The following is a 23258-nucleotide window of genomic DNA, read 5'->3' as shown; positions in this document are numbered from 1 at the left end:
TCACCTGCGCGGATTGTCCATGTCTTCTGTTGCCGATGGGTTGCCCCTTAATAAACGCCTGCCGGCCGTGATGGCGATCTCCCTGGGGATCGGCATGGCGACCCTGGACACAGCCATCGTCAACACGGCGTTGCCGACCCTGGCCGAGGGGATTGGCACCGATTCCGCCTCGGTGATCTGGGTGGTGAACGCCTACCAGTTGGCGATCATCGCCACGGTGCTGCCGTTTGCGTCCCTCAGTGATGTGTTGGGGCATCGCCGGGTGTATCTCGGCGGGTTGCTGCTGTTTATTGTCTCGTCGCTGTTTTGCGGGCTGGCCGGCTCGCTGGTCACCCTGACGGCGGCGCGGGTGGTGCAGGGGCTGGGCGCGGCGGCGATCATGAGCGTGAACACGGCGCTGCTGCGGCATATCTATCCGTCAAAAATGCTCGGTCGGGGACTGGGTTACAACTCGCTGGTGGTGGGGTTGGCGTTTACCCTGGGGCCGACCGCGGCATCGGCGATTCTGTCGGTGGCGACCTGGCACTGGCTGTACCTGATCAACGTGCCCTTGGGTTTGCTGGCGCTGGCGTTGGGCCTGCGCTCGTTGCCAACCCTGCCGATGACCGGGCATGCGTTCGATCGCCTTGCCGCTGTGTTGTGCGCGGGGCTGTTTGCCTTGTTGGTGTTGGGTTTGGGCACGGCGGTGCACGGCGCCCAGGGCGCGTTGACCTTGGGCCTGATCGCCGTGGCGCTGGTGTGCGGTGCATTGCTGCTGCGGCGCCAGGCCGGGCACCCGGCGCCGATGCTTGCGCTGGACCTGTTCAAGCGCCCGGTGTTTGCCTTGTCTTCCCTTACCGCTATTTGCGCGTTCAGTGCCCAGGGCCTGGCGTTTGTGTCGCTGCCGTTCCTGTTGCAGGCGGTGCTGGGGCATAGCCAGGTGGAAACCGGTTTCCTCATGACGCCGTGGCCCGCGGTCGTGGCAGTAATGGCGCTGGTGGCGGGGCGCCTGGCCGACCGCGTGAACCTGGGCGTGCTGTGCGGCATCGGCTTGTTGATGCTCAGTGTGGGGATGGCCGCGCTGGCAGCACTGAACAGTGGCGCCTCGGCGTTTGATATCGGCTGGCGCATGGCGCTGTGTGGGGCCGGTTTCGGCTTTTTCCAATCGCCCAACCTCAAGGCCTTGATGACCAGTGCGCCGTTGGCCCGCAGCGGCGGCGCGAGTGGCATCGTGGCGATTTCGCGGTTGTTGGGCCAGACGTTGGGCGCGTCGTTGGTGGCCTTGTGTTTCCACCTGTCCCTGGGCAGCGGACCGCAATATGCACTGTGGCTGGGCTGCGGGTTTGCCTTGGTCGGTGCGGTGGCCAGTGGTCTGCGGTTGTTTCCCTATGGGAAAAAGGGCTGATTAACGCTACCGTGGCGACCTGAATATTTCGGGATGTTTCCAGATTTATGTCCAGCCTGGCCCTCCGCACCGCTGATACCCACTCCCGCCGCGCCGCGCTGACCCTGGCGTTATGCCTGCCCAGCGACGTGTTGCTCTACCTGCTGCTGCCGATGGAATCCCAGGCCTTCGGCATCACCCTGGCCCAGGCCGGTGTGCTGCTGGCGGCCAATCGCCTGGTGCGGATTTTCGGCTACCGCCATGTGCTCAATTTTTACGCGCGTAACGGCGACCGTCTGACCTGCATGATCGCCGCCGGCGCCGCCACCCTGTGCGCCGTGGGCAACTCGCTGCTGTCCGGCTTCGCCGCGTTGCTCTGCCTGCGCCTGGTGTGGGGCCTGTGTTTTGCTGCGTTGAACCTGTCGACCCAAGTATTGGCCACCTCGGAACCCGCCGGTGCCGCACGCCGGGCCGGGCGTTCCCGCGCGCTGATCGCCCTGGGGCCGATGCTGGCGTTGCCCTTGGGCGGCTGGCTGACATTGATGGCCGGGCCGCGTCCGATCTTTCTGATTCTGGCCGGCTGCTGCCTGGTGGGCTTGTGGATGGCGCGCGGCTTGCCTACGGTCGGGCATGATTTGCACAGCACGCCGGGGCGGCGCTTCAAGTGGCCGGACAGCGTGGCAATGTGGTCGTTTATCGAGGGGGTGGCGCTGGACGGTCTGTTTATCTTCGGCCTGTCGATCCAGGCGCAGAAGCTGCTGGGCGGGGACGCGGTGCTGATCGCCGGTGGCCTGATGGCGCTGCGGTACGTCTCGGAAATGCTCCTGAGCCCCCTGGGCGGTCGCGCGGCCCAGCGGTTTGGCGCGACCTCGATGCTGTTGCTGTTTTCGTTCCTGAGTGCCCTGGCCCTGACTGCGTTCGGCAGCTATTGGGTGATTGTCGGCGCGGCGGCGGTGCTGGTGTTGCGTGCGCTGCAACTGCCGCTGGTGACGACATTGGTAGCCGAGCGCAACCCCGGTTCCATGCGCGTGTCGGCGCTGGCTTCAAATGCTGTGTGGCGCGATATCGGCGCAGGCCTCGGGCCCTTGCTCGCCGGCTTGCTGCTGCCGATCGCCTCCGCGCCCTGGGTGTTTGGCCTGGCCGGTGCGGCCATTGCCGTCAGCGCGGTGTTCTGCTGGCGGGCAAAGATTTCCAACTGACGATGTGAGGGTGTGCGTGTCCCATCAAGAAGACTTCGTAGGCGTGCTGGACAAGGCGTATCGACACTGGACCGGCCAGGGACTGCCGGCCCCCGACCACCTCGACCCGCAACAGCGCCTGGCCTGGCTGCACCGCGACGCGCCCTACAGCCTGCTCGCCCATGACGGCGCCGCAGACCCGCGTTTTACCTACGTGAATGACTGCGCGTTGCAGTGCTTCAAATACCCGCGCGAGCGCTTCATCGGCATGCCTTCACGCTTCAGCGCCTCGGAACTCGACCGCGCCGCGCGCCAGGTGCTACTGGAGCAAGTCACCGCCAACGGCATCGCCGCCGGTTACAGCGGCTGGCGCGTAGATGCCTTTGATCAGCCCTTCATGATCCACGCCGGGGTAGTGTGGACCCTGCTCGACGACGCCGGGCAACCCTGCGGCCAGGCCGCGCTGTTTTGGCCCGACGCGCAACGCATCGACGTGCTGGACTAAGCGCTTTTAAAGGCCTGCAGCCAGGCGGGGTCGAACCGGGTCTGCTCGGGATCGATCCCCAGCGCCTGCATCTTGGCCTTATGCGCCTCGACCTCAGCGACCAGTTGCACCTGGGCGCTGGAGTTGGCGTCCAGCTCATGCATCTGCGTCAGGCCCAAATGATAAAAACGCAGCACCTTGATCGCCGTCGGGTCATTCGCCTGCACCCGCTCAGTGACCTTGTGCATCACATTGGTCACGCTCATCAGGTTGCGCTTGAGCTGCCAGCCATACACCGCCGCCGCCAGCCACGGCTGGCTCCAGAACGGCCCGCGCACCAGCGCCACCGTAATCAGCACCCCGGCGAACACACCGCCGACATTAAAGCGGAAATTATCCCCGCCAGGCTCGCCAAACAGCATCACCGCCAGGCTCGACAGCAACATCGCCAAGGCCAGGAACAGCACCGCCACCATCAACGTGCTGCGCCGGGTCTGTTGGCGGAAGGTGACAGGGTCGCAGGGTTTGAGCTCGAACATCCGGTTCATGCCTCCAGAAGGGGCGCGCATCATCTCACGCCTGGGCAAACAAGTTGAACGATGGCGCACGGCGGTTTCTCTAAACCTGTGTAGACCCCTTTGAGGTGAACCATCATGTCCGACTACAACCAGCCACCGCCCGGCACCCCAAACCCTGACCGCACACCCGGAGAAGAAGAGCGCGACAACGATGCGTTGCGCCCCAACGACCCGGCGGAGCGTCAGGACGACGACGTGGAACGCGTCGAGGAAGACCTGGAAAACCTGCATGACAAGGCCCGCCCACTCTGAACGAGGAGAACGCCGTGAGTAACCCACCCAAAGGCCCGGCTTCGGGCGAGCATTCCAGTGGCAAGGATGAACTGGGGTTTGACCCGGATTCGCCGGATGTGGCGGATCCGCAGGTAGATCCGATAGGGCCGGCGATTGCGCCGTTGGATAAGGAAAAGAAGGACAAGGAGGGGAGGAAGCCGCCATATGACCCGTTGGGCGACTTGAAGCCTTGAGTCTGTGCGAGCTTCCGACACCTGCATCCTGCAGAAGGTAAGGAGTTGACCTGCACCAGTCAGTCACTGACCATTGGTCGCCCACATGCCAGACGGCTGTAGCGGAGAGCCCGACCGGGAGTTCCTGACCTTCCTGCGCTATGTGTGGAATTTCGACCGTGACTCGCGCCCTGGCATCGAGAAAACGCGCCCGGCGGTGGGGCCAGAGGTGCCTACTGTCCAGTTGCAAAATCGCCGGCAAATAGAGGCGTTGCTCAAGGGTTTTCCTGCCGCGCCGCCAGTGTTTTTTGCCAAGCCAGGGAGTACGGATGAACCAGACGGAGATTCAACCGATCACACACCTACCGCCACAGATCGCTGACCTTGAGAACGCGGCGGTGGCTGAGGGTTTCAGGTTTCTTACCCGATTGATCTCGGAGTGGCAGTCAGGCGCCAATCGCTTCGATGCGCCTGGAGAGTGCCTGATGGCAGCTTATTTGAACGAGCGATTGGTGGGGATCGGGGGGCTTTCAGTTGATCCCTACGCTGAGGCCAGTGTCGGGAGGTTGCGACGTGTGTACGTGGTGCCTGGTTCTAGGGGGCAGTATGTTGGTCAGAGACTGGTGAATGCGCTGCTTGTTCATGCTGCTTTGCACTTTAGAAGCGTGAGGCTTAATACCGATACTGTCGAGGGAAGCGCGTTTTACCTGCGCTGTGGCTTTGTGCGGGTAGAGGATGGGGATGCGACGCATAGGGTGGAGTTGAGTAACGATTGATGTGGGTAGGTTTCGGCCAGAAGCGGACAGGCGATAAATGGGTGAAGATTCATTAACGTCAACGATGCCCCTTCGAAAGCCCGTCAAGTGATTAGGGCCTCACTTCCATATTGGACACTTCAGCCATATATTTGGCATAACTGAAATAAACGGGGTTTGGTCAGTGAGAGCGACAGGGAATGTTAACGACCATTCGGTATTTTTTTGTAGGTCATGGTTGACGCCTCAGCGCTGGAGCACGCAATGAGGGTATTACTCTTCGAAAAGGGGACAGACTTATTTTTCCAGAAATAAATCTGCCCCCTTTCCCGGAAGAAACGATCAGCATGATACTTTTCTTGGACACGAACGGAGTGCTGCACCTCTGATAAGGAAACTACAATGCCCATCGATACCCGCGAAATCTGCATTCAGTCGCCACGTCTGAGTATCGAGCCATTCTGCGCGCAGGACGCTGTTGAATCCTTCGCTTGTATAACTGCGTCGTTGACGCGCTACATGTCGTGGGAACCATCTGCCTCTCTTGATGAGTATGCAAAAGTCTGGCGGCAGTGGCTGCCTTCAATCGCAGATGGCAGCGACTTTGTGTTCGCGATTAGACAACTAGACGATGCTCGTTTTACTGGCCTGGCTGGGTTACATGATACCCACAGTGAAACACCGGAACTGGGTATCTGGATTCGTGAAGATAAACACGGGTTGGGCTTTGGATGTGAAGCGGTCCAAGCGATTGTTCAGTGGGCCAGCCAGCGAATGGTAGCAAAAACTTTCATCTACCCCGTTGCGACGGACAACCATGCGAGTCGACGTATTGCCGAGGCTCTGGGTGGGATCATCTTCGAGACGCGCACATCAGCCAAATACGACTCGGTTGTTTACCAAATACCACCGGTGTAATCATCTTTATCAAGCCCGTCGACGGACTGCTTCTGGCCGAAAGCAGTCGTTCGTGAGTGGCAGCTCTCTGCCAGAAGCCGTCATTTAGGCAGAAAAACTCCACCCACTAACCCCGCTTTTTGACCGGCACAGCCCAATGCCTCAGCCCTTCCTCTGCATACTTGCTAACGCCTGTGTCGAACTGCTGCGCCATAAGCTCCAACGCTACCTTCGAATCGCCAGAGCCAATACGCGCTAACGCATAAGCGCACTTGCGCTGAAACTCTTCCAGGTTGCCCCACCTGACCAGGTATTCGAAATTTTTCTGCGCGGCCTGCGCAATCGCGGACGTCGCGCAGTTTTCCCCGATTAATCCCAACTCAAAAACGATATCTTCATGCTCTTCATGCCAGTCTTCCAGCAGGAGCCTCGCCAAAAGTGGCGCGGTCATGTGTGCGTCGACGCCGGCGAGTGCAGCCCAGAAGGCCGCACTGTCGTTGGCTCGCAAGGCGAACTCGGCTTTCTCATACAGCCCGCTCATGGGAACGTCGCTCCTGGCTATAAACAGATGTGTGGAAAACTGCTGGGGTTTGGATTTATGTCGCCCACTCTAATCCATTGCCGTCGTCCGAGTTGAACCCTCGGGTGCTTTCGATCATTTCGTAAGCGTGAATCGAAACGCCTGCTCTTGCAGGCTCGTTTTGATTAACGCGATCAATTGTTGGGTGGCGGGACTCGGGTCGTTGTTATCGCAGTGAAGCACATAGCCAAGGCTTGGCACGGGGGGCAAGCCCGACACAACGGTCAAGTGGCTCGGCAGCCCAATGCGGGTTCGCAGCGTCAGACCCAGTCCGGCGGCGACGGCCGCCCAGATGCCGCCGACGCTGGGGCTGGTCAGGGCAATTCGCCATGGAATGTGTGCGGCATCCAGCGCTTGGGTGGCGGCGCTGCGCAATAGGCAAGGCGCGTCGAACAGGATCAATGGCAACGGTGAGTCGTCAAGGGCCGTCAGCAGTGGTGTATCGCGGGCGCCGATCCAGTGCATCTGTGTTGCGCCCAGATGTGTGGCATAGGGCGACGTGTGCCCGGTATCCCAGGTCAGGGCGAGGTCCAGATTGGAGCGTTCGACCAGCGCCAGCAGTTCGGCGTTACGGGCGATCCTGACTTCGAGATTGACCCTCGGGTAAGTCTGGACGAAACGTCGCAGGATATCGCTCAGGAAATGCTCGCCAAAGTCCTCTTGAAGCCCGAGGCGTAGGGTCCCGGCGGTTTGGCTTTCACGTAGGGTCTGAAAGATGCCGTCGTTCAGCTCCAGTAACCGGCGGGCATGACTGAGCAGTGTTTCTCCCATGGGGGTCAAGGCCAGCCCGCGGCCGGACTTGGCCAGGATCGGCGTACCGACATGCTCTTCGAGTTTCTTCAATTGAGCGCTGACGGCAGACGTCGAACGACCGAGACGATCCGCCGCTCTGGCAAAACTGTTTAGCTCCACGCCGGTGACGAAGGTACGCAATACGTCAAGATCGAAGGTTGGGCGGCGCATTCGACAGTCCACTAATTCGGGATGATGGGTGCTATTAAATCTGATATTCGGGACTATCGCGAGTTGATAGTTTTTCCTCGTCAATTGGGACTTCAGGGGGAAAAACGATGATCACGGGGCGAGAACACCAGAGCAGCTACCCGCAAAAATTTGCCGAGCTGACTGACGACGTATTGTTTGGTGACATGTGGACGCGTACGCAATTGAGTCCCCGTGAGCGCAGCCTGGCGACAGTGGCCGCGCTGGTGGCGATGTACCGTCTGGAACAGCTGCCTTTTCATTTGAAACGTGCACTGGATAACGGCTTGAGTATTGACGAGCTGGCCGAGGTCATCACCCATCTGGCGTTTTATTCAGGTTGGCCAACAGCCGCCTCGGCGCTGAATGTGCTCAGTGAACTACAGGTCAGCCTTCCAACACCTCAGGAGTAACCGTTGATGCCGTTTGCACGAATTTCACTGCACCGTGGGAAGTCGGTCGAGTATCTACACGCGCTGTCTGACGGGTTGCACGACGCCTTGGTCGAGAGCTTCGAGGTGCCGAAGACTGATCGCTTCCAGGCTATTCACCAACATGAGGTTGGCGAGCTGATATTCGACCCCCATTACTTGGGCGGGCCGCGTAGCCATGATTTTGTGCTGATCGCGATCACCGCCGGCCGGCCTCGAAGTGTTGAGACCAAGCAGCGTTTTTACCGTGATCTGGTTGAAAAATTGGGGCGGGCGACGGGGCTGAACGCCGAGGATGTGATGGTGGTGATTTCGACTACAGCCGGTGACGAGTGGTCGTTTGGAGGCGGGCGGGGCAATTAGCCTGCGGATTTATGCATCGCCTGTACGGATGGCCGAACGGTGTCATTCGCGAATAGCCGCTGCTGCCCAGAAAACCCCGCCTCACCCAGCGGGGCTTTCCCTCCTCACTTCGGCGCCACCCACGTCACCTCCGTAATCCCAAACTTCTCCGCCCACGGTCGGGTCGTCTTCTTCACTTGTTCATGCCCAACCCGCCCCACGCGGCTCACGTGGGCGATATCGGCATCCACCGCCGCCCAGTGCCAGGCTTCGGCGTTGTTCATCACTTCGGCGCGCACCACAAAGGATTTCGGTTTGCCGTGCAGCTGATAATTGATGGTGTAGATTTTTGCGGTACTCATGTTGCCTCCCTGTGTTGTTATAGATGGATAGGGCAGCGTTCAAAAAGGTTCATTCAAAATGACAATCTGCCTGTCGGCGCGGCATAGTGTCGCCTTCCTCCCGCGCCCAAGGATTGCGCCATGTCACTGTTGACCCATAGCCGCCTCTATCTGCAACGCCTGGGTTATGACTCGCCGCCAGCGCCGACCTTGCACACCCTGCGGGAGCTGCAACTGCGCCATGTGTGCACCTTTGCGTTCGAGAACCTGTCGAGCCTGATGCGCTTGCCGGTGCCAATCGATTTGGCTAGCGTCGAGCAGAAAGTGCTGCTGGAGGGGCGGGGTGGGTATTGCTACGAGTTGAACCAGATGTTCCTGGCGTTGTTGCAGGAACTCGGCTTTGACGCGCGTGGTATCACGGGGAGGGTGGTGATGGGCGGGCCGCCGGATGCGCGGACGGCGCGTACTCATCGTTTGAGCCTGGTGACGTTGGATGGCGTGCGCTATATCACCGATGTCGGCTTTGGCGGCATGGTGCCCAGCAGTCCGTTGCGGTTGGACACTGAGGTGGTGCAAGCCACTGCCCATGAGCCATATCGGGTGACCTTCGACGGGCAGGGCAGCTACACCCTGTGGGCGAAAGTGGCCGAGGAGTGGCGCGGGCTGTATGTGTTCGACCTGCAGGTGCAGGCGGCCATCGATTATGAAATCGGCAACTGGTATGTCTCCACCCATCCGGACTCGGTATTTGTTGGCCAATTGAAGGTCGCGCGCTTGGCTGCGGGTAAGCGCCATACCCTCAACAACGCCCATTATGCGATTCACTATCTGGACCGGCCGAGTGAAAAGCGCGCCCTCGCCAGTGCCGACGAGGTGTTGCAGTTATTGACTGAAACCTTTGGGCTTCGCGTGCCGGTCACGCCGGCGCTGCGCACTGTCCTTGATGGCTTGGTAATGGCTAATTGATAGAAGTGTTGAGCTAGAGCCTTCGCTGAACCGTTTTACCTCCAAATCAACGCAAATTAATTCGAACCTTTGGCGCTTGCCGGGGTTCGAAGCGGTTCCTGAATAATTTGCTCACCAGACAAGGAGATGTAAAACGATGTCCAAGCTATTCGGAAAATTCCTCAAGGGTTCCTCGCTGCTGGCGCTGGTCGCTGCGCCTGCCGCGGTGTTCGCCGCACCGTCCACCGACCCGATTTCCACCTTCGGGATCCTGGGCAGCTACAACGATTTCAAATTCGAAGGCGGCAGCGAGAGCGACAAGAGCCGCATGCCCGAAGCGGGGCTGTTCTATAACTTCGGCAACAAGCTCACCGCTGAATCCGGCTTTATCTACCAGGCCGGTATCGAAGCCAAGTACGGCGAAAAGAGCGACAACAAACTCAAGGAAGGCCAGGCCGACCTGGACCTCGGCTGGCGTGCCGCGCTGGATGCGCGCAACTTTGTCGACGTGATCGTCGGCGGTGGCTACAGCTGGACGCGCTACGAGCCAGAGATCAACGACCTCGACGTCAAGCTCACCAACAAATCGCCGTTCGCCAAGGCAGCCCTGGGCTACAACCACCAGTTCGATGACATGACCCTGCGTGTCGAAGCCGGCGCCCGCCGTACTATTGATGGCCGCACCAAGCTCAAGGTGGAAGATTTCGGCAGCGACACCGTGGATCTCAAGGACCGCACCAACCCCTACGCTGAAGTCAGCTTGCTGATGAACCAGAAGGGCGACCTGCCGGTGGTCGCGGGCCTGTACTACACCCGCACCGAGTACAAGCTCGACGGCGATTCCGAAGTGGCCGACAACACCAAGCTCAAGCGCAACGAGTACGGCTTCAAGGTCGGGATCGCGTTCTAAGCATATTGTGGGGGCGTTGAAGGTGAGTGCCTGCGCCTTTCACGATGAGGAAGGAGAGGGGGCTTCGTCCTTAGGGTGGTCCCGTTCAGGACGCCAGTTTAGAGCGGTTTCAGCTCGCGGAAGAACTCTCCGGTCGAGCGCGCAAAGGTTTGCTTTTCGGCGAATCAAAAAGCGCGCCGATCGCCTGACGCGCACGGGACAGCCGGCTCATGATGGTGCCGATCGGCAGGTCGAGCATTTCGGCGGCTTCCTTGTAGCTGAAGCGCTCCACGCCCACCAGCAGCATCACTTCGCGTTGGCCATCGGGGAGTTTCTGCACGGCTTCGATGATCTGGCGGTGCATCAGGTCGGACTCCGGGTTGGGCGCCTCGGGGTCGCTGACGGTTTCGAGGAATTCGTCGTTCCAGTCCATGCGCGAACGGCTGCGCACTTTGCGTGAGCGCAGTTCGTTGATCCAGGTGGAGTGCACGATGGAAAACATCCAGCTCAGTACCGAGGTGTCGGGCTGCAACTGATGGGCCCGTTCCAGCGCGCGGACACAGGCGAGCTGCACCAGGTCCTCGGCATCATGCTTGTCGCCGCAGATGCGCAACGCAAAGGCCCACAGGCGTGGCAACAGTTCGGGAAGCAGTGCGGGTAAATCAGCACCGGTGATCGACATATTTCCTCTTATTATTTCTTGATGCCTAAAATGGAGCGGTCAGGCTACGAGGTCGATACCGTAGCGGATGCCTGTGTCGCGGCGTCCTTTTTGCGGTGCTGAGGGTCCTGGGTGTCGAAGAATTGTATCAAGATGCTGACAAAGTGTACCGATTTGGATCGTCATTGAAAGGTTAATGACAGCTTATGCAGGTTACAGGCCAATGATTCTGGCAGCCGTTTCAGGAAAAATACCCTGACACGGAGTGAAACATATAAGATTTATCAGGCCCTGGGAATATTTTAGATTCCAGGGTGTTCTCTTAAAGTATTTGTGCGTGTCACCGAGTATTCGCCGCTTGCTTTAAAGTTTTTTGACTTGTTGCAACCGTGAAGCTGATATCAATATGATGGCTTGTCGCTACCCGCCGGCTCGCCGCTTCGGCCCACAAGGCTGAGAATCACCCTGCAGAAACTGATGAATACAAACGGAGAGAAAAACCCATGGTAGCGGATGATGCCTTGCTAATGGCCTATGTTGACGGCGAGCTTTCGTCGCAACAGAACCAGGAGCTAGAGCGGCTCATAGACGCTTCACCGGACCTGGCTGAACGAGTCTCCCGGTTGATGGCTTCGTGCCTGCCTTATGAGGAAGCCTTTGCCCGGCAGAACCTGCCGCCGGTGCCTGAAAGTCTCAAGCTCAACATTGCTGCGTTGGCGGCTCAGCACACGGCTGAACCGGCTCCTTCCCGTAGCGCTGAAGTTTCCGACGAAAAGACAGACAGCGTTTTCTCCCGCCTGTTCGCATTCTTCCAACCTAAATTTGCATGGCCCGCGCTGACGTTCGTTGCCGGTGCAGCCTGCTATGCCTTGGTGCTTCAAGTTGGTGCATTCAGCGGTGCGCTGAAGCCGGGTATCGAGACCACCGCGCCCGCCGTTGCCCAGGCCTCGCCATGGGTTCAACAGGCGGCTGCCTACCAGCATCTGTACACCCGTGAAACCGTGGCCTACGGCGCGCAACCGACGGATGCCATCACCAAGACCCTCGCGGATATCCGTGATATCGACGGCCTGGCCCTGCGCGTTCCCGACCTCAGTTCCGCCGGCCTGACGTTCAAGCGCGTGCAGCGCCTGCGCTTCAACAACAAGGCGCTGATCCAGTTGGTGTACCTGCCGGCCAATGGCGCGCCGGTGGCCTTGTGCGTGATGAAAGAGCCCAAGCCCGATCAGTCCATCACCCAGCAAAGCGTTGCGCAAATGAACGTAGTAACTTGGCGCCAGTCTGAACTGGGCTACGCCCTGATCGGCGAGCCTGAAGGTGTGGACCTCAACGCCGTTGCCCGACTTGTCGCCGACCGAAGTGCCGCCCAGTTGTTTGCCGGGGCGCCGTCACCGATGTGGATCGCCGCGCTCCAGAAATAACCATGCTGGGGTCGGGCATTGGTACCCGATGCTGTGATCCCAGATAGTGTGATGAAAAGAACTTTTCCGCTGCAAAAACACCTCCGTTTGTCCTTCGCCCTGGCTGTCGCAGTGTTCGCCGGCATCGGTGTGTGGCTGCTGTATTCGCCGTCACCCTCCGCTGTACAGATCGTCGATGAAATGGAGGCCGTCGCGGGCGGTGCCCACCCCGGGTTTCGGCGTAACCATGCCAAGGGCCAGTGCATCAGCGGCCACTTTGAAAGCAACGGCAATGCGACAGAGGTTTCCCACGCCGCGATGTTGCAGCGCGGCACAGTGCCGTTGATCGGTCGCTTGTCCGCTGCCGGGGGGGATCCGGCCCAGGTCGACGTGCACGGCATGATCCGCAGCATGGCGTTGCGCCTGGCGGGCTCGGAGGGCGACGCCTGGTACATGGCGATGAATTCCGTGCCGGTGTTCCCGGTCAACACCCCCGAAGGTCTGTACCAGCAGTTGCGCGCCTCGATGCCGACCTATGGCGATAACGCTCCGGACCCGCAAAAGATGCAGGCCTTCAAGCGCACCCATCCGGAGATGCGCCCGTTCGAACAATGGCTCGCTGACCATCCAGGCTCTTCCGGTTTTGATAACACCACGTACTACAGTGTCAACGCCTTTCGCATGATCAACGCCCAGGGCCAGGAACGGTTCGTGCGTTGGAGCATGGTGCCCGAGACACCGTACAAAGCAATCACCGCCGCGCAGCGCAGCGACCCCGACTTCCTTGCCTTCGGCTTTGCCACGCAACTGGAACAGGGGCCGGTACGTTGGCACCTGATTATCACGCTGGCCGATCCTGGCGATGTCACCACCGATGCCACCGTGCGCTGGCCCGAGGGTCGTCGGCAGATCGATGCCGGTGTGCTGGTGATCGATGACCAGCAAGCCCAGGTCGACGGTGCATGCCGCGATATCGACTTCAACCCGCTGGAGCTACCACCGGGGATTGCGCCTTCGGATGACCCGCTGCTGCTGGCGCGCAAGGCGGCCTATGCCGAATCCCATCGCCGGCGCATCAGCGAAGAGCGCCTGCGTTAAGAATTTTTCCAAGCCCTCGGAATAAATCATTTCCCTCGCTTGTTCTATTCCCAGAACAACTTGAACGAGGGAACTGCGATGGGTCTGCCCACCGACGCTCAACCACTGGATTTCACCGCGTTTGCCTTGCCCTTGGGCGAGGCAAACGGCGGCGGCGTGAACGTCGAATACGACCCTGAATTCCTTGAGCTGGAAGAAGAAGCCCTGGGCAAGCCCGAGGTGCAATACGGCGACACCATCACTCAAGCCATCGAACCGAATTGGAAGCGGGTGATGCTGCTGGCCTTGCCGCTGCTGGAGCGCAGCCGCGACCTGCGCCTGGCGATCTGGCTGACCCGCGCCCAGCTCAACCTGCACGGTCTCTCCGGCCTGGCTGCGGGCCTGCAGTTGATCCATGGGTTGCTGGAACACTGCTGGGGTGGCCTGCATCCCCAGCTCGATCCCGATGATGACCACGACCCTCTGTTGCGCATCAACATCCTGGCGTTTCTCTGCGAGCCGTCCGGGCTGTTGCGCGACCTGCTGGGCGCTCCGCTGATCACGGCGCGCAGTGTGGGCAGCTTGAGCCTGCGCCAGATCGACCTGGCCACCACCGAACCCAGCGGTGACCTCAGCCCGGCCGTGATCGAAGGCGCCTTGGCCGAGGCGGACCCGCTTGAGCTTAACGCCACCGAAACCGCATTGGCCCAGGCCCTGGCGCTGAGCGTGCAGATCGAGCAGCTGCTCACGGAGAAAGTCGGCGTCGGCCGCGCTATCGATCTGAGCAGCCTGGCCACACTGTTGCGGCGTGCCGGTGACGTGATCCGTCGTCCGCAACTGGATGTGGCAGCACCGGTTATCACGGCCGATGCCCCGGCCTTAACGCCGCAACCCAACCGTGGCGAGATCAACAGCCGCGAAGACGCGCGTCAGACGCTCGACCGCCTGTGCACCTATTTCCAGACTCACGAACCGGCCAGTCCCGTGCCGTTTTTGCTGCAACGGGCGAAGAAACTGATCGACAAGAATTTCATGGAATTGCTGCAAGACCTCGCTCCCGATGGTCTTGCGCAACTGGCGCTGGTCAGCGGTATTCGCAACAGCGACAACTGACCCTTTTGTATCAAACCCACTCACCGGAGCTCGTCCTGTGGCCAAAGAAAGCAGTCAGAAGTTTATCGCTCGCAACCGGGCGCCACGTGTGCAGATCGAATACGACGTGGAGATCTACGGCTCGGAAAAAACCGTGCAGTTGCCCTTCGTGATGGGGGTGTTTTCCGACCTCTCCGGCAAACCCGCCGAGCCGTTGCCGCCGGTGGCCGAGCGCAAGTTTTTGGAAGTCGACATCGACAACTTCGACGAGCGCCTCAAATCGATGAAGCCGCGCGTGGCGTTCCAGGTGCCCAACACTCTGAGCGGCGAGGGCAACCTGCCGGTGGAGATCACCTTTGAAACCATGGACGATTTCAGCCCGGCCGCCATCGCCCGCAAGGTCCCGAGCCTCAACCAACTGCTCACCGCGCGCAGCCAATTGTCCAACCTGCTGACCTACATGGACGGCAAGGTGGGTGCCGAGGAACTGCTGGCCAAACTGCTCGCCGACCCGAGCGTGATGCAGGCCTTGAGCACTGCGCCCAAACAGCCTGAATAACTGAATAACCGCTGACTCTGCCGGAGCCTCGTTTGCCCCGGTACGGGGAAGCTTTGCCCAAAATTCGAGGAAACCGTCATGTCCACTCCGCAATCGGAACAGGCCGGACAGCCGCTGGTCACCACCGAGTTCGACGCCGGCGACTTCGCCAGCCTGTTGCAAAAAGAGTTCAAGCCCAAGACCGACAAAGCCAAGGAAGCGGTGGAAACCGCCGTGCGCACCCTGGCCGAGCAAGCGTTGCAAGGCACTCAGCTGATGCCCCACGACGTGCTGGGCACCATCGAAGGCCTGATCGCTGCCCTCGACCAGAAACTTACCGAACAGGTCAACCACATCCTGCACCACGAGGAATTCCAGGGCGTGGAAAGCGCCTGGCGCGGCCTGCATTACCTGGTCAACAACACCGAGACCGACGAGTCGCTGAAGATCCGGGTCATGAACATTTCCAAGAACGAAGTGCACAAGACGTTGCGCAAGTTCAAGGGCGTGGCCTGGGATCAGAGCCCGATCTTCAAGAAGCTCTACGAAGAAGAATACGGCCAGTTCGGTGGCGAGCCCTATGGCGCGTTTGTGGCCGACTACTACTTCAACAACAGCGCCCCGGACGTGGAGCTGTTGACCCAGATGGCCCGCGTCAGTGCGGCGGCGCACTGCCCGTTGATCACCGCCGCCGACCCCAGCGTGATGCTGATGGAGTCGTGGCAGGAACTGGCCAACCCGCGTGACCTGACCAAGATCTTCCAGACCCCGGAACACGCAGCTTGGCGCAGCTTCCGTGCCAGTGAAGATTCGCGTTATGTGGGCCTGGCGATGCCGCGTTTCCTGTCCCGCGCGCCTTACGGTGCCAAGACCAACCCGGTGGAAGCGTTCGACTTCGAAGAAACCACCGACGCCGCTGGCGCCAAGGACTTCACCTGGGCCAACGCCGCCTATGCCATGGCTGTGAACATCAACCGCTCGTTCAAACACTACGGCTGGTGCTCGCAGATTCGCGGCATTGAATCCGGCGGTGTGGTGGAAGGGCTGCCGGTGCATACCTTCCCGACCGATGACGGCGGCGTCGACATGACCTGCCCGACTGAAATCGCCATCAGCGACCGCCGTGAAGCGGAGCTGGCGAAGAACGGTTTCATGCCCCTGGTGCACAAGAAGAACAGCGACCTGGCGGCCTTCATCGGCGCGCAGTCGATGCACAAACCCGCCGAGTACGAAGACCCGGACGCCACCGCCAACGCCAACCTGGCCGCGCGCCTGCCGTACCTGTTCGCCACCTGCCGGTTCGCCCATTACTTGAAGTGCATCGTGCGCGACAAGATCGGCTCATTCAAAGAGCGCGACGACATGCAGATCTGGCTCAACAACTGGATCGGCCGCTACGTGGAACACAACCCGGCCACCGCCACCGACGCCGACAAAGCGCGCAAGCCACTGGCCGGCGCTGAAGTGGTGGTGGAAGAAATCGAAGGCAACCCCGGCTACTACGGCGCCAAGTTTTTCCTGCGCCCGCACTACCAGCTCGAAGGCCTGACCGTGTCCCTGCGCCTGGTCTCCAAGCTGCCGTCCACCAAATCCAACTGATCAACCCTGAAAGGTAACCACCATGATTTTGCTGAACTTCAAAGGCACCCAGATCAAAGGCACTTCCACCGTCGACGGGCACAAGGACTGGATCACCATCGATGCAATCCAGATGGGTGTCGGCCGGGCGATCTCCACCAGCGGTGGCGGCGCCGATCGCGACACCAGTAACCCGTCGTTCTCGGAAATCTCCATGACCAAGGTCACCGACCTGGCCTCCGCGGACCTGTTCATGCAGGCCGTGTGCGGCAAGAGCCTGGGTGATGCCGAGATCCACTTCATCCAGACCGGCGGCCCGGACAAGAAGCAACAAGTGTTCCTCAAGTTGATCCTCGGCAGCGCGATCATCAGCTCCTACTCCGCCAGCAGCAACGGCGAGCGCCCGAGCGAAACCATCTCGATCAACTTCACCACCATCAGCTACGAGTTCGACTCCTTCACCGGCGACACCGTGATCACCGGCACGCCGAAGAAGTGGGACCTGGAAAAGAACCAGAAAATCTGATGTTGACACCCCGGTGGATGTGGCGAGGGAGCTTGCTCCCGCTGGGGCGCGAAGCGGCCCTAAGTTTTTGGGGCTGCTGCGCAGCCCAGCGGGAGCAAGCTCCCTCGCCACAGTGGAGAACATTGTGAACCTTACTCAAGGCCTTAACCATGGCTGAACTCACCAGTCGCGAACGCCTGCAACCGTCGTTGCTCGACCGCTTGAGCGATGACGACACCGAGCATGCCGTGGAGCCTCGGGACAAGCGCGTGCTGTCCATGCGCGGCCTGCGCCAGGCGGTGTTGCGTGACCTGGGGTGGCTGCTCAACAGCACCAGCCTGGGCAGTTTTCGTGACTTGAGCGCCTACCCACTGGCGATGCAGTCGGTGGTCAATTTTGGTCTGCCGGATCTTGCCGGCAAGACCGCCGCCGGTTTGGACCGTGACGAGCTTGGGCGGCGCATCCGCCAGGCGATCTGGGATTTTGAACCGCGGATTTTACGCAACAGCGTGCGGGTGGTGCCGGTGGTGCCCTCGGGGGCTACGGCCAGTCCTAACCAGATGGCCTTTGAAATTCATGGCGAACTCTGGGGCCAACCGTTGCCCGAGCGCCTGTACCTGAAGACCGAACTCGACCTGGAAGCAGGTGAGGCCAGGGTCTTCGATATCGAGACAAGGGACGTGCGGTGAACGCCAAACTGCTGCGCTATTACGAACGTGAACTGGCTCACCTGCGGGAAGTCGGCGGTGAATTCGCGCGTGACTACCCCAAGGTCGCCGGACGCCTGGGGCTGGAAACCTATGCCTGTGCCGACCCTTATGTGGAGCGGTTGCTGGAGGGGTTCAGCTTTCTGGCGGCGCGGGTGCAGTTGAAGATCGACGCCGAGTTCCCACGCTTTACCAACCACTTGCTGGAACTGGTGTACCCGCAATACCTGGCGCCCACGCCGTCGATGGCGGTGGTGCAATTGCAGCCGGACATGGGCGAGGGCAGCCTGGCCTCTGGGTTCAAGGTGCCACGCGACACCGCGCTGCACAGCCAATTGGGCAAGGGCGACCAGACCGCCTGCGAATTCCGCACGGCCCATGATGTGACCTTGTGGCCGATCGAGCTGGTCGAGGCGCGCTACTTTGCCTGCGGCACACACGTGGCAGGTGTTGATCTGTCGCGCCTGGGCGGGGTCAAGGCGGCCCTGCGCCTGCGCCTCAGGGTCGGTGCCGGCCTGACTTTCAGCGACCTGTCCCTCGATAACCTGCCGCTGCACATCCGTGGCGGCGACGCCATGCCGTCGCGCATCCTCGAACACCTGTTGGCCCAGGCCGTCGGCGTGCTGGTGATGCCGGTGCAGGAGCATGTCGACTGGCACCAATTCCTGCCCAAGAGCGCGATTCGCAGCCTGGGCTACAGCGACAGCGAAGCGTTGCTGCCCACCGGCCCGCGTCAGTTCCAGGGCTATCGGCTGTTGCAGGAATACTTCGCCATGCCGCAGCGCTTCATGTTTGCCGACGTGGTGGGACTGGGCAATAGCGTCAGCCGCTGCAGCGCTGAACAGTTGGACGTGATCGTGCTGTTCAAGAAGCTCGATCCGCTGTTGGAACAAAGCCTCAGCGCAGCGAATTTCGGCCTGTATTGCACGCCGGCGATCAACCTGTTCCCGATGCGCGCCGAGCGTGTGCACCTGTCCGACCAGCAGGCGGAATACCACGTGATTGCGGACCGCACGCGGCCGATGGATTACGAGATCTACCAGATCGAAGGTGTGACCGGCTACGGCAGTGGCGCGGAAGCCAGCCAGACCTTCGAGTCGTTCTACCGCGCCAATGACCTGCACGCCCGCAAGCCGCCTAACGCCTTTTACCAAGTGCGCCGAGATGCGCGGGTGTTGTCCGAGCAACAGCACCGCCAAGGCCCTCGTTCCAGCTACATCGGCAGCGAGTTGTTCCTGTCCCTGGTGGACGCCCAGGAAGCCCCGCACCGCAGCGACCTTCGCCAGTTGGGCATCGACACCCTGTGCAGCAACCGTGACCTGGTGTTGAACATGCCGGTAGGCAGTGGCCGCAGCGACTTCAGCGTCGAGTCCGGCGCGCCGGTGCAGGCGGTGCGATGCCTCACCGGGCCCACGGTGCCGGCGCCATCCTTTGCCGAGGGCGAAACCGCATGGCGGCTGGTCAGCCATTTGTCCCTCAACTACCTGTCGTTGCTGGACCAGGACAAGGAGCAGGGTGCCAGTGCATTGCGCGAGTTACTGCGCCTGTATTGCCGTATTGAAGACGAAGCCGCCCACAAGCAGATCGAAGGCCTGCGTTCGGTGACGGCCGAAAGCATCGTGCGGCGCCTGCCGTTGCCAGGGCCGATCACCTATGGCCGTGGCTTGCAGGTCTGCGTGACCCTGGATGAAGCGGCGTTCGAAGGCGCTGGTGTATTTGTGCTGGGCTCGGTGCTGGAGCAGTTTTTTGCCAAGTACGTATCGCTCAACGCATTCACCGAAACGCTGATCAAGAGCACCACGCGTGGCGTGATCATGCAATGGCCAGCGCGGGTGGGCAGATGCGAGATCCTCTGACCCTGTTCGGTGCCCTGGAGGCGCACCCGGCGCGCTTCGATTTCTACGGCGCGCTGCGTCAGCTCGAGTGCGCGTTTGCGCACTTGCCGCGTATCGGCCAAGCCGCGCGCCCGGCGGATGAGGCCGTGCGGTTCGGGCAGCAGCCGTCGCTGGCGTTCGAGCCAGCGATGATCGCTGCGCTCACGCCCGGCGCTGTGCCCAAGTTGTTGTTGAATTTCTTTGGCCTGATGGGCGCCAACGGTCCGTTGCCGATTCACCTCACCGAATACATCCGCGACCGCCAACGCAACCGCAACGACCCCACACTCGCGGCGTTCTGCGACGTGTTCCACCACCGCATGATCAGCCTGTTCTACCGCGCCTGGGCCAGTGCCCAGCCGGCGGTGAGCCTGGACCGCCCGGGAGCGGACCGTTTTGCGCAGTACCTGGGCTCCCTGATCGGCATCGGCCAGGCTTCACTGTTGGACCGCAACGCAGTGCCCGACGTGGCCAAGCTGCACTTCGCCGGACGGCTGGGCCCGCAGACGCGCAATGCCGAGGGCTTGGCCGCGCTACTGACCGACTACCTCGGCGTGCCGGTGCGGGTCGAGCAGTTTGTCGGCCACTGGATGAAATTGCCCGCCGACGGCCTGTGCGCGCTGCGCAGCGGCCCCGATGCCGCCGTACTCGGCCAGACCACCGTGATGGGCAAGAAAGTCTGGAACACCCAGCACAAGTTCCGCCTGTTGATCGGCCCCCTTGACCTGGCGCAAACCCGTCGCCTGCTGCCCGGTGGCGACAGCCTGCAGCGCGTGCAGGACTGGGTGCGCCAATACGTCGGCCTGGCGCTGGACTGGGACGTCAACCTGATCGTCAAGAAAGAACAACTGCCTGGCTTGCGCCTCGGTTCCGCGCCCCTGGGCTGGACCAGTTGGCTGAGCAGCCAGGCCCCCGAGCAGGATGATCGGCAGTTGCTGATCAACCCGCGCCTCTCCATTACCCCTCAAGGACCTGCCCATGGCTGATATCAGTCGCGTCGCGCTTTTCGGCAAACTCAACAGCCTGTGCTACCGGGCGATTGAAAGCAGCACCGTGTTCTGCAAGCTGCGCGGCAATCCCTATGTGGAGCTGGTGCACTGGTTGCAGCAGATCCTGCAACTGACCGACTCGGACCTGCTGCGGCTGATCCGTCATTACGGCATCGACCCGGCCGTACTGGCCCGTGACCTGACGGCGGCCCTCGACCGCTTGCCCCGTGGCTCGACGTCGGTCACCGACTTGTCGTCGCAAGTGGAAGAGGCCGTCGAACGTGCGTGGGTGTATGCCACGTTGATGCTCGGCGAGTCCCAGGTGCGCTCCGGCCATTTACTGTTGGCGCTGTTGAAAACCCCCAGCCTGCGCAACGGCTTGTATGGGGTTTCCCGCGAGTTCAACAAGGTCGGTATCGATGACTTGAGTGAGCGATTCGCAGCGTTGCTCAAGGACTCCCCCGAAGCCCGGATGAGCGCCAGCGACGGCTACCAGGCACCGGGCGAAGACCTCGGCGCACTGGCCCCGACCAAACCGCAGGAAGCCCTGAAGCGCTTTACCGTCGACCTCACTGAGCAAGCGCGTACGAGCAAGATGGACCCCATCGTCGGTCGCGATGAAGAGATTCGCCAGGTGATCGACATCCTCATGCGTCGCCGCCAGAACAACCCGATCCTGGTGGGCGAGGCGGGCGTCGGCAAGACCGCCGTGGTCGAAGGGTTTGCCCAACGCATCGCCCGTGGCGACGTGCCGCCCAGCCTCAAGGATGTGCAACTGCTGGCCCTCGACGTCGGCCTGTTGCAGGCTGGTGCGAGCATGAAAGGCGAGTTTGAGCAGCGCCTGCGTTCGGTGATCGACGAGGTGCAGGCCAGCGTCAAGCCGGTGGTGCTGTTCATCGACGAGACCCATACCCTGGTCGGCGCGGGCGGTGCTGCCGGGACCGGCGATGCGGCCAACCTGCTCAAGCCGGCGTTGGCCCGAGGCACCTTGCGCACAGTAGGCGCGACGACCTTTGCCGAGTACAAGAAGCACATCGAGAAAGACCCGGCGCTGACCCGACGCTTCCAGACCGTGCAGGTGGACGAACCGGATGAAGCCCGCGCGCTCCTGATGCTGCGCGGCATTGCCGAAACCATGCAGAACCATCATCAGGTGCACATCCTCGATTCGGCGCTGGAAGCGGCGGTGCGCTTGTCCAACCGCTACATCCCGGCGCGGCAGCTGCCAGACAAGGCCGTCAGCCTGATCGACACGGCCTGTGCTCGCGTCGCTATCAGCCTGCATGCGACCCCGGCCGAGGTGGATGACAGTCGGCGCCGTATCGAGTCCCTGGAAACCGAGCTGGCAATCATCGAGCGCGAGACCGCCATCGGCGTGGACACCGTCAGCCGTCGCGCCTCGGTCGAAGCCTTGCTGGCCAGTGAACGCGAACGCCTGGACGAAGTGGAAGGGCGCTGGGATAACGAGCTGGCGCTGGTGGAACAGATCCAGCGCCTGCGCAGCCAATTGGCCGAGTCCGATGACCGCGAAGCCGGCCTGGCCGACTTGCGCCAACTGCAGGACGAACTGATCGCGCAGCAGGGCGAACATCCGCTGGTACTCATCAGCGTCGATGAACAGGCCGTGGCCTCGGTGGTGCAGGATTGGACCGGCATTCCCGTGGGCCGCATGGTCAAGAACGAGATCGAAAACGTACTGCGCCTGGCCGAGCGCCTGGGCCAGCGCATCATCGGCCAGGACCATGCGCTGGAGATGATCGCGCGGCGCATCCAGACCTCCCGCGCCGGCCTCGACAACCCCGGCAAACCCGTGGGCGTATTCATGCTCGCCGGCACTTCCGGGGTGGGCAAGACCGAAACCGCGCTGGCCCTGGCCGAGTCGTTGTATGGCGGCGAGCAGAACGTCATCACCATCAACATGAGCGAGTACCAGGAGGCGCACACCGTCTCCACCCTCAAGGGCGCGCCGCCCGGTTACGTGGGCTACGGCGAAGGCGGCGTGCTGACCGAAGCGGTGCGACGCAAGCCGTACAGCGTGGTGCTGCTGGACGAGGTGGAGAAGGCCCACCCGGACGTGCACGAGCTGTTTTTCCAGGTGTTCGACAAGGGGTGGATGGAGGACGGCGAAGGCCGGATCATCGACTTCAAGAACACCCTGATCCTGCTCACCACCAACGCCGGCACCGCGTTGATCAGTCGTCTTTGCCGCCATCCGCAAACCAGCCTGCCCGCGCCGGACACCATCGCCAAGGCGCTGCGCGAACCCTTGCTCGACGTTTTCCCACCGGCCCTGCTCGGGCGCCTGGTGGTCATCCCCTATTACCCGCTGAGCGACGCCATGCTCGGCAGCATCATCCGCCTGCAACTGGGGCGTATCGAGAAGCGCATCGCCGAGGGCCACAAGATCCCGTTCACCTTCAGCGAGGACGTCGTGGAACTGATCGCCAGCCGTTGCACCGAGCTGGAAAGCGGCGGACGGATGATCGACGCGATCCTGACCAACTCGATGTTGCCGGCGATCAGTACCGAATTTCTCAAGCGCTTGCTCGCTGGAACACCGGCCACCTGCGTGGCTGTCACCGTCGAAGGCGGCGAATTCAGCTATCGGTTTGCCTGAGCCCATTGAT

26 protein-coding genes are annotated in these 23258 nt (G+C 61.4%); 21 read left to right on the top strand and 5 right to left on the bottom strand.

Annotated features, from left to right (window positions below; all coding sequences use genetic code 11):
- The first annotated feature begins 19 nt into the window (after nucleotides 1-19).
- From AYR47_RS25850 to AYR47_RS25840, 3 genes are read left to right on the top strand one after another with little or no spacing between them, the layout of a single operon-like run.
- The gene (locus AYR47_RS25850; protein ID WP_033901360.1) at nucleotides 20-1384 is read left to right on the top strand and encodes an MFS transporter; all 1365 of its coding nucleotides are present in this window, start codon (nucleotides 20-22) and stop codon (nucleotides 1382-1384) included.
- A 47-nt stretch (nucleotides 1385-1431) separates the two neighbouring features.
- A complete protein-coding gene (locus tag AYR47_RS25845) occupies nucleotides 1432-2562 on the top strand; it encodes an MFS transporter (RefSeq protein ID WP_016979669.1) in 1131 nt (376 codons plus the stop codon).
- A 16-nt stretch (nucleotides 2563-2578) separates the two neighbouring features.
- On the top strand, nucleotides 2579-3046 hold the full coding sequence (locus tag AYR47_RS25840; protein WP_237142508.1) for an MEKHLA domain-containing protein: 468 nt from the start codon (nucleotides 2579-2581) through the stop codon (nucleotides 3044-3046).
- Here the strand turns inward: AYR47_RS25840 and AYR47_RS25835 are convergent.
- The gene (locus AYR47_RS25835) at nucleotides 3043-3564 is read right to left on the bottom strand and encodes a DUF3087 family protein (RefSeq protein WP_033901363.1); all 522 of its coding nucleotides are present in this window, start codon (nucleotides 3562-3564) and stop codon (nucleotides 3043-3045) included. The genes AYR47_RS25840 and AYR47_RS25835 overlap by 4 nt on opposite strands.
- Nucleotides 3565-3678: 114 nt before the next feature.
- Here AYR47_RS25835 and AYR47_RS32750 point away from each other — a divergent pair, with 114 nt between their 5' ends.
- From AYR47_RS32750 to AYR47_RS25820, 4 genes are all read left to right on the top strand, one after another.
- Nucleotides 3679-3855 (top strand): hypothetical protein, encoded by a 177-nt coding sequence (locus AYR47_RS32750; RefSeq protein ID WP_016979666.1) that lies wholly within the window; start codon nucleotides 3679-3681, stop codon nucleotides 3853-3855.
- A 14-nt stretch (nucleotides 3856-3869) separates the two neighbouring features.
- Entirely contained in the window at nucleotides 3870-4070 is a 201-nt protein-coding gene (locus AYR47_RS25830) for a DUF6021 family protein (RefSeq protein ID WP_061448921.1), read from the top strand.
- Between the two features lie 308 nt (nucleotides 4071-4378).
- Entirely contained in the window at nucleotides 4379-4825 is a 447-nt protein-coding gene (locus AYR47_RS25825; RefSeq protein WP_061448920.1) for a GNAT family N-acetyltransferase, read from the top strand.
- A 381-nt stretch (nucleotides 4826-5206) separates the two neighbouring features.
- Entirely contained in the window at nucleotides 5207-5722 is a 516-nt protein-coding gene (locus AYR47_RS25820) for a GNAT family N-acetyltransferase (protein WP_061448919.1), read from the top strand.
- Nucleotides 5723-5828: 106 nt separating this feature from the next.
- On the opposite strand, the gene AYR47_RS25815 is transcribed toward AYR47_RS25820, so the two are convergent.
- Nucleotides 5829-6242 carry a hypothetical protein gene (locus AYR47_RS25815; protein WP_061448918.1) on the bottom strand — a complete coding sequence of 138 codons (414 nt, stop codon included), beginning with the start codon at nucleotides 6240-6242 and terminating at the stop codon, nucleotides 5829-5831.
- A 114-nt stretch (nucleotides 6243-6356) separates the two neighbouring features.
- Nucleotides 6357-7244, bottom strand: coding sequence for a LysR substrate-binding domain-containing protein (locus AYR47_RS25810; RefSeq protein ID WP_061448917.1), 888 nt, complete (start codon nucleotides 7242-7244; stop codon nucleotides 6357-6359).
- A gap of 107 nt (nucleotides 7245-7351) precedes the next feature.
- Here AYR47_RS25810 and AYR47_RS25805 point away from each other — a divergent pair, with 107 nt between their 5' ends.
- Nucleotides 7352-7675: a carboxymuconolactone decarboxylase family protein gene (locus AYR47_RS25805; protein ID WP_061448916.1), complete on the top strand. Its 324-nt coding sequence runs from the start codon at nucleotides 7352-7354 to the stop codon at nucleotides 7673-7675.
- 6 nt (nucleotides 7676-7681) lie between these two features.
- On the top strand, nucleotides 7682-8056 hold the full coding sequence (locus AYR47_RS25800; protein WP_061448915.1) for a tautomerase family protein: 375 nt from the start codon (nucleotides 7682-7684) through the stop codon (nucleotides 8054-8056).
- A 104-nt stretch (nucleotides 8057-8160) separates the two neighbouring features.
- Here AYR47_RS25800 and AYR47_RS25795 read toward each other — a convergent pair whose 3' ends face one another.
- Entirely contained in the window at nucleotides 8161-8397 is a 237-nt protein-coding gene (locus tag AYR47_RS25795; RefSeq protein ID WP_016979650.1) for a DUF6555 family protein, read from the bottom strand.
- Between the two features lie 120 nt (nucleotides 8398-8517).
- On the opposite strand from AYR47_RS25795, the gene AYR47_RS25790 reads away from it, so the two are divergent.
- Entirely contained in the window at nucleotides 8518-9342 is an 825-nt protein-coding gene (locus AYR47_RS25790) for an arylamine N-acetyltransferase family protein (protein WP_061448914.1), read from the top strand.
- Between the two features lie 136 nt (nucleotides 9343-9478).
- Nucleotides 9479-10231 (top strand): outer membrane beta-barrel protein, encoded by a 753-nt coding sequence (locus AYR47_RS25785; RefSeq protein ID WP_033896861.1) that lies wholly within the window; start codon nucleotides 9479-9481, stop codon nucleotides 10229-10231.
- Nucleotides 10232-10340: 109 nt separating this feature from the next.
- Here AYR47_RS25785 and AYR47_RS25780 read toward each other — a convergent pair whose 3' ends face one another.
- Complete coding sequence (locus AYR47_RS25780) at nucleotides 10341-10892, bottom strand: RNA polymerase sigma factor (protein WP_082461389.1); 552 nt, start codon at nucleotides 10890-10892, stop codon at nucleotides 10341-10343.
- 482 nt (nucleotides 10893-11374) lie between these two features.
- Here AYR47_RS25780 and AYR47_RS25775 point away from each other — a divergent pair, with 482 nt between their 5' ends.
- The 10 genes from AYR47_RS25775 to tssH all read left to right on the top strand — a co-directional run bounded on the left by AYR47_RS25775 (nucleotide 11375) and on the right by tssH (nucleotide 23248).
- Complete coding sequence (locus AYR47_RS25775) at nucleotides 11375-12292, top strand: anti-sigma factor family protein (RefSeq protein WP_038850286.1); 918 nt, start codon at nucleotides 11375-11377, stop codon at nucleotides 12290-12292.
- A gap of 51 nt (nucleotides 12293-12343) precedes the next feature.
- Nucleotides 12344-13369 carry a catalase family peroxidase gene (locus AYR47_RS25770; RefSeq protein ID WP_061448913.1) on the top strand — a complete coding sequence of 342 codons (1026 nt, stop codon included), beginning with the start codon at nucleotides 12344-12346 and terminating at the stop codon, nucleotides 13367-13369.
- A gap of 78 nt (nucleotides 13370-13447) precedes the next feature.
- Nucleotides 13448-14461: a type VI secretion system protein TssA gene (tssA, locus tag AYR47_RS25765; protein ID WP_033896858.1), complete on the top strand. Its 1014-nt coding sequence runs from the start codon at nucleotides 13448-13450 to the stop codon at nucleotides 14459-14461.
- 37 nt (nucleotides 14462-14498) lie between these two features.
- The gene (tssB, locus tag AYR47_RS25760) at nucleotides 14499-14999 is read left to right on the top strand and encodes a type VI secretion system contractile sheath small subunit (protein ID WP_033896857.1); all 501 of its coding nucleotides are present in this window, start codon (nucleotides 14499-14501) and stop codon (nucleotides 14997-14999) included.
- A 78-nt stretch (nucleotides 15000-15077) separates the two neighbouring features.
- The gene (gene tssC, locus AYR47_RS25755) at nucleotides 15078-16577 is read left to right on the top strand and encodes a type VI secretion system contractile sheath large subunit (protein ID WP_033896856.1); all 1500 of its coding nucleotides are present in this window, start codon (nucleotides 15078-15080) and stop codon (nucleotides 16575-16577) included.
- 22 nt (nucleotides 16578-16599) lie between these two features.
- On the top strand, nucleotides 16600-17082 hold the full coding sequence (locus AYR47_RS25750) for a type VI secretion system tube protein Hcp (RefSeq protein ID WP_016978511.1): 483 nt from the start codon (nucleotides 16600-16602) through the stop codon (nucleotides 17080-17082).
- Nucleotides 17083-17231: 149 nt separating this feature from the next.
- Nucleotides 17232-17750 carry a type VI secretion system baseplate subunit TssE gene (gene tssE / locus AYR47_RS25745; RefSeq protein WP_061448912.1) on the top strand — a complete coding sequence of 173 codons (519 nt, stop codon included), beginning with the start codon at nucleotides 17232-17234 and terminating at the stop codon, nucleotides 17748-17750.
- A complete protein-coding gene (gene tssF / locus AYR47_RS25740; protein WP_061448911.1) occupies nucleotides 17747-19624 on the top strand; it encodes a type VI secretion system baseplate subunit TssF in 1878 nt (625 codons plus the stop codon). The genes tssE and tssF overlap by 4 nt, the downstream gene beginning before the upstream one ends.
- Nucleotides 19609-20628 (top strand): type VI secretion system baseplate subunit TssG, encoded by a 1020-nt coding sequence (gene tssG / locus AYR47_RS25735; RefSeq protein ID WP_061449484.1) that lies wholly within the window; start codon nucleotides 19609-19611, stop codon nucleotides 20626-20628. The genes tssF and tssG overlap by 16 nt, the downstream gene beginning before the upstream one ends.
- Entirely contained in the window at nucleotides 20621-23248 is a 2628-nt protein-coding gene (tssH, locus tag AYR47_RS25730; RefSeq protein ID WP_061448910.1) for a type VI secretion system ATPase TssH, read from the top strand. Before tssG ends, tssH begins: the two co-directional genes overlap by 8 nt.
- Nucleotides 23249-23258: the final 10 nt, after the last annotated feature.

Origin of the sequence: Pseudomonas azotoformans (genome assembly GCF_001579805.1) — a bacterium.
Taxonomy (GTDB): Bacteria; Pseudomonadota; Gammaproteobacteria; order Pseudomonadales; family Pseudomonadaceae; genus Aquipseudomonas; species Aquipseudomonas azotoformans_A.
Note: the sequence above shows the minus strand (reverse complement) of the source record. Positions and strands in the feature narration are given on the sequence as shown.

Coding starts and splice junctions, on each gene's coding strand:
- AYR47_RS25850 (WP_033901360.1), top strand. CDS start 20: ATGTCTTCTGTTGCCGATGGGTTGCCCCTTAATAAACGCCTGCCGGCC.
- AYR47_RS25845 (WP_016979669.1), top strand. CDS start 1,432: ATGTCCAGCCTGGCCCTCCGCACCGCTGATACCCACTCCCGCCGCGCC.
- AYR47_RS25835 (WP_033901363.1), bottom strand. CDS start 3,564: ATGTTCGAGCTCAAACCCTGCGACCCTGTCACCTTCCGCCAACAGACC.
- AYR47_RS32750 (WP_016979666.1), top strand. CDS start 3,679: ATGTCCGACTACAACCAGCCACCGCCCGGCACCCCAAACCCTGACCGC.
- AYR47_RS25825 (WP_061448920.1), top strand. CDS start 4,379: ATGAACCAGACGGAGATTCAACCGATCACACACCTACCGCCACAGATC.
- AYR47_RS25820 (WP_061448919.1), top strand. CDS start 5,207: ATGCCCATCGATACCCGCGAAATCTGCATTCAGTCGCCACGTCTGAGT.
- AYR47_RS25815 (WP_061448918.1), bottom strand. CDS start 6,242: ATGAGCGGGCTGTATGAGAAAGCCGAGTTCGCCTTGCGAGCCAACGAC.
- AYR47_RS25810 (WP_061448917.1), bottom strand. CDS start 7,244: ATGCGCCGCCCAACCTTCGATCTTGACGTATTGCGTACCTTCGTCACC.
- AYR47_RS25805 (WP_061448916.1), top strand. CDS start 7,352: ATGATCACGGGGCGAGAACACCAGAGCAGCTACCCGCAAAAATTTGCC.
- AYR47_RS25800 (WP_061448915.1), top strand. CDS start 7,682: ATGCCGTTTGCACGAATTTCACTGCACCGTGGGAAGTCGGTCGAGTAT.
- AYR47_RS25795 (WP_016979650.1), bottom strand. CDS start 8,397: ATGAGTACCGCAAAAATCTACACCATCAATTATCAGCTGCACGGCAAA.
- AYR47_RS25790 (WP_061448914.1), top strand. CDS start 8,518: ATGTCACTGTTGACCCATAGCCGCCTCTATCTGCAACGCCTGGGTTAT.
- AYR47_RS25785 (WP_033896861.1), top strand. CDS start 9,479: ATGTCCAAGCTATTCGGAAAATTCCTCAAGGGTTCCTCGCTGCTGGCG.
- AYR47_RS25780 (WP_082461389.1), bottom strand. CDS start 10,892: ATGTCGATCACCGGTGCTGATTTACCCGCACTGCTTCCCGAACTGTTG.
- AYR47_RS25775 (WP_038850286.1), top strand. CDS start 11,375: ATGGTAGCGGATGATGCCTTGCTAATGGCCTATGTTGACGGCGAGCTT.
- AYR47_RS25770 (WP_061448913.1), top strand. CDS start 12,344: ATGAAAAGAACTTTTCCGCTGCAAAAACACCTCCGTTTGTCCTTCGCC.
- tssA (WP_033896858.1), top strand. CDS start 13,448: ATGGGTCTGCCCACCGACGCTCAACCACTGGATTTCACCGCGTTTGCC.
- tssC (WP_033896856.1), top strand. CDS start 15,078: ATGTCCACTCCGCAATCGGAACAGGCCGGACAGCCGCTGGTCACCACC.
- AYR47_RS25750 (WP_016978511.1), top strand. CDS start 16,600: ATGATTTTGCTGAACTTCAAAGGCACCCAGATCAAAGGCACTTCCACC.
- tssE (WP_061448912.1), top strand. CDS start 17,232: ATGGCTGAACTCACCAGTCGCGAACGCCTGCAACCGTCGTTGCTCGAC.
- tssG (WP_061449484.1), top strand. CDS start 19,609: ATGCGAGATCCTCTGACCCTGTTCGGTGCCCTGGAGGCGCACCCGGCG.
- tssH (WP_061448910.1), top strand. CDS start 20,621: ATGGCTGATATCAGTCGCGTCGCGCTTTTCGGCAAACTCAACAGCCTG.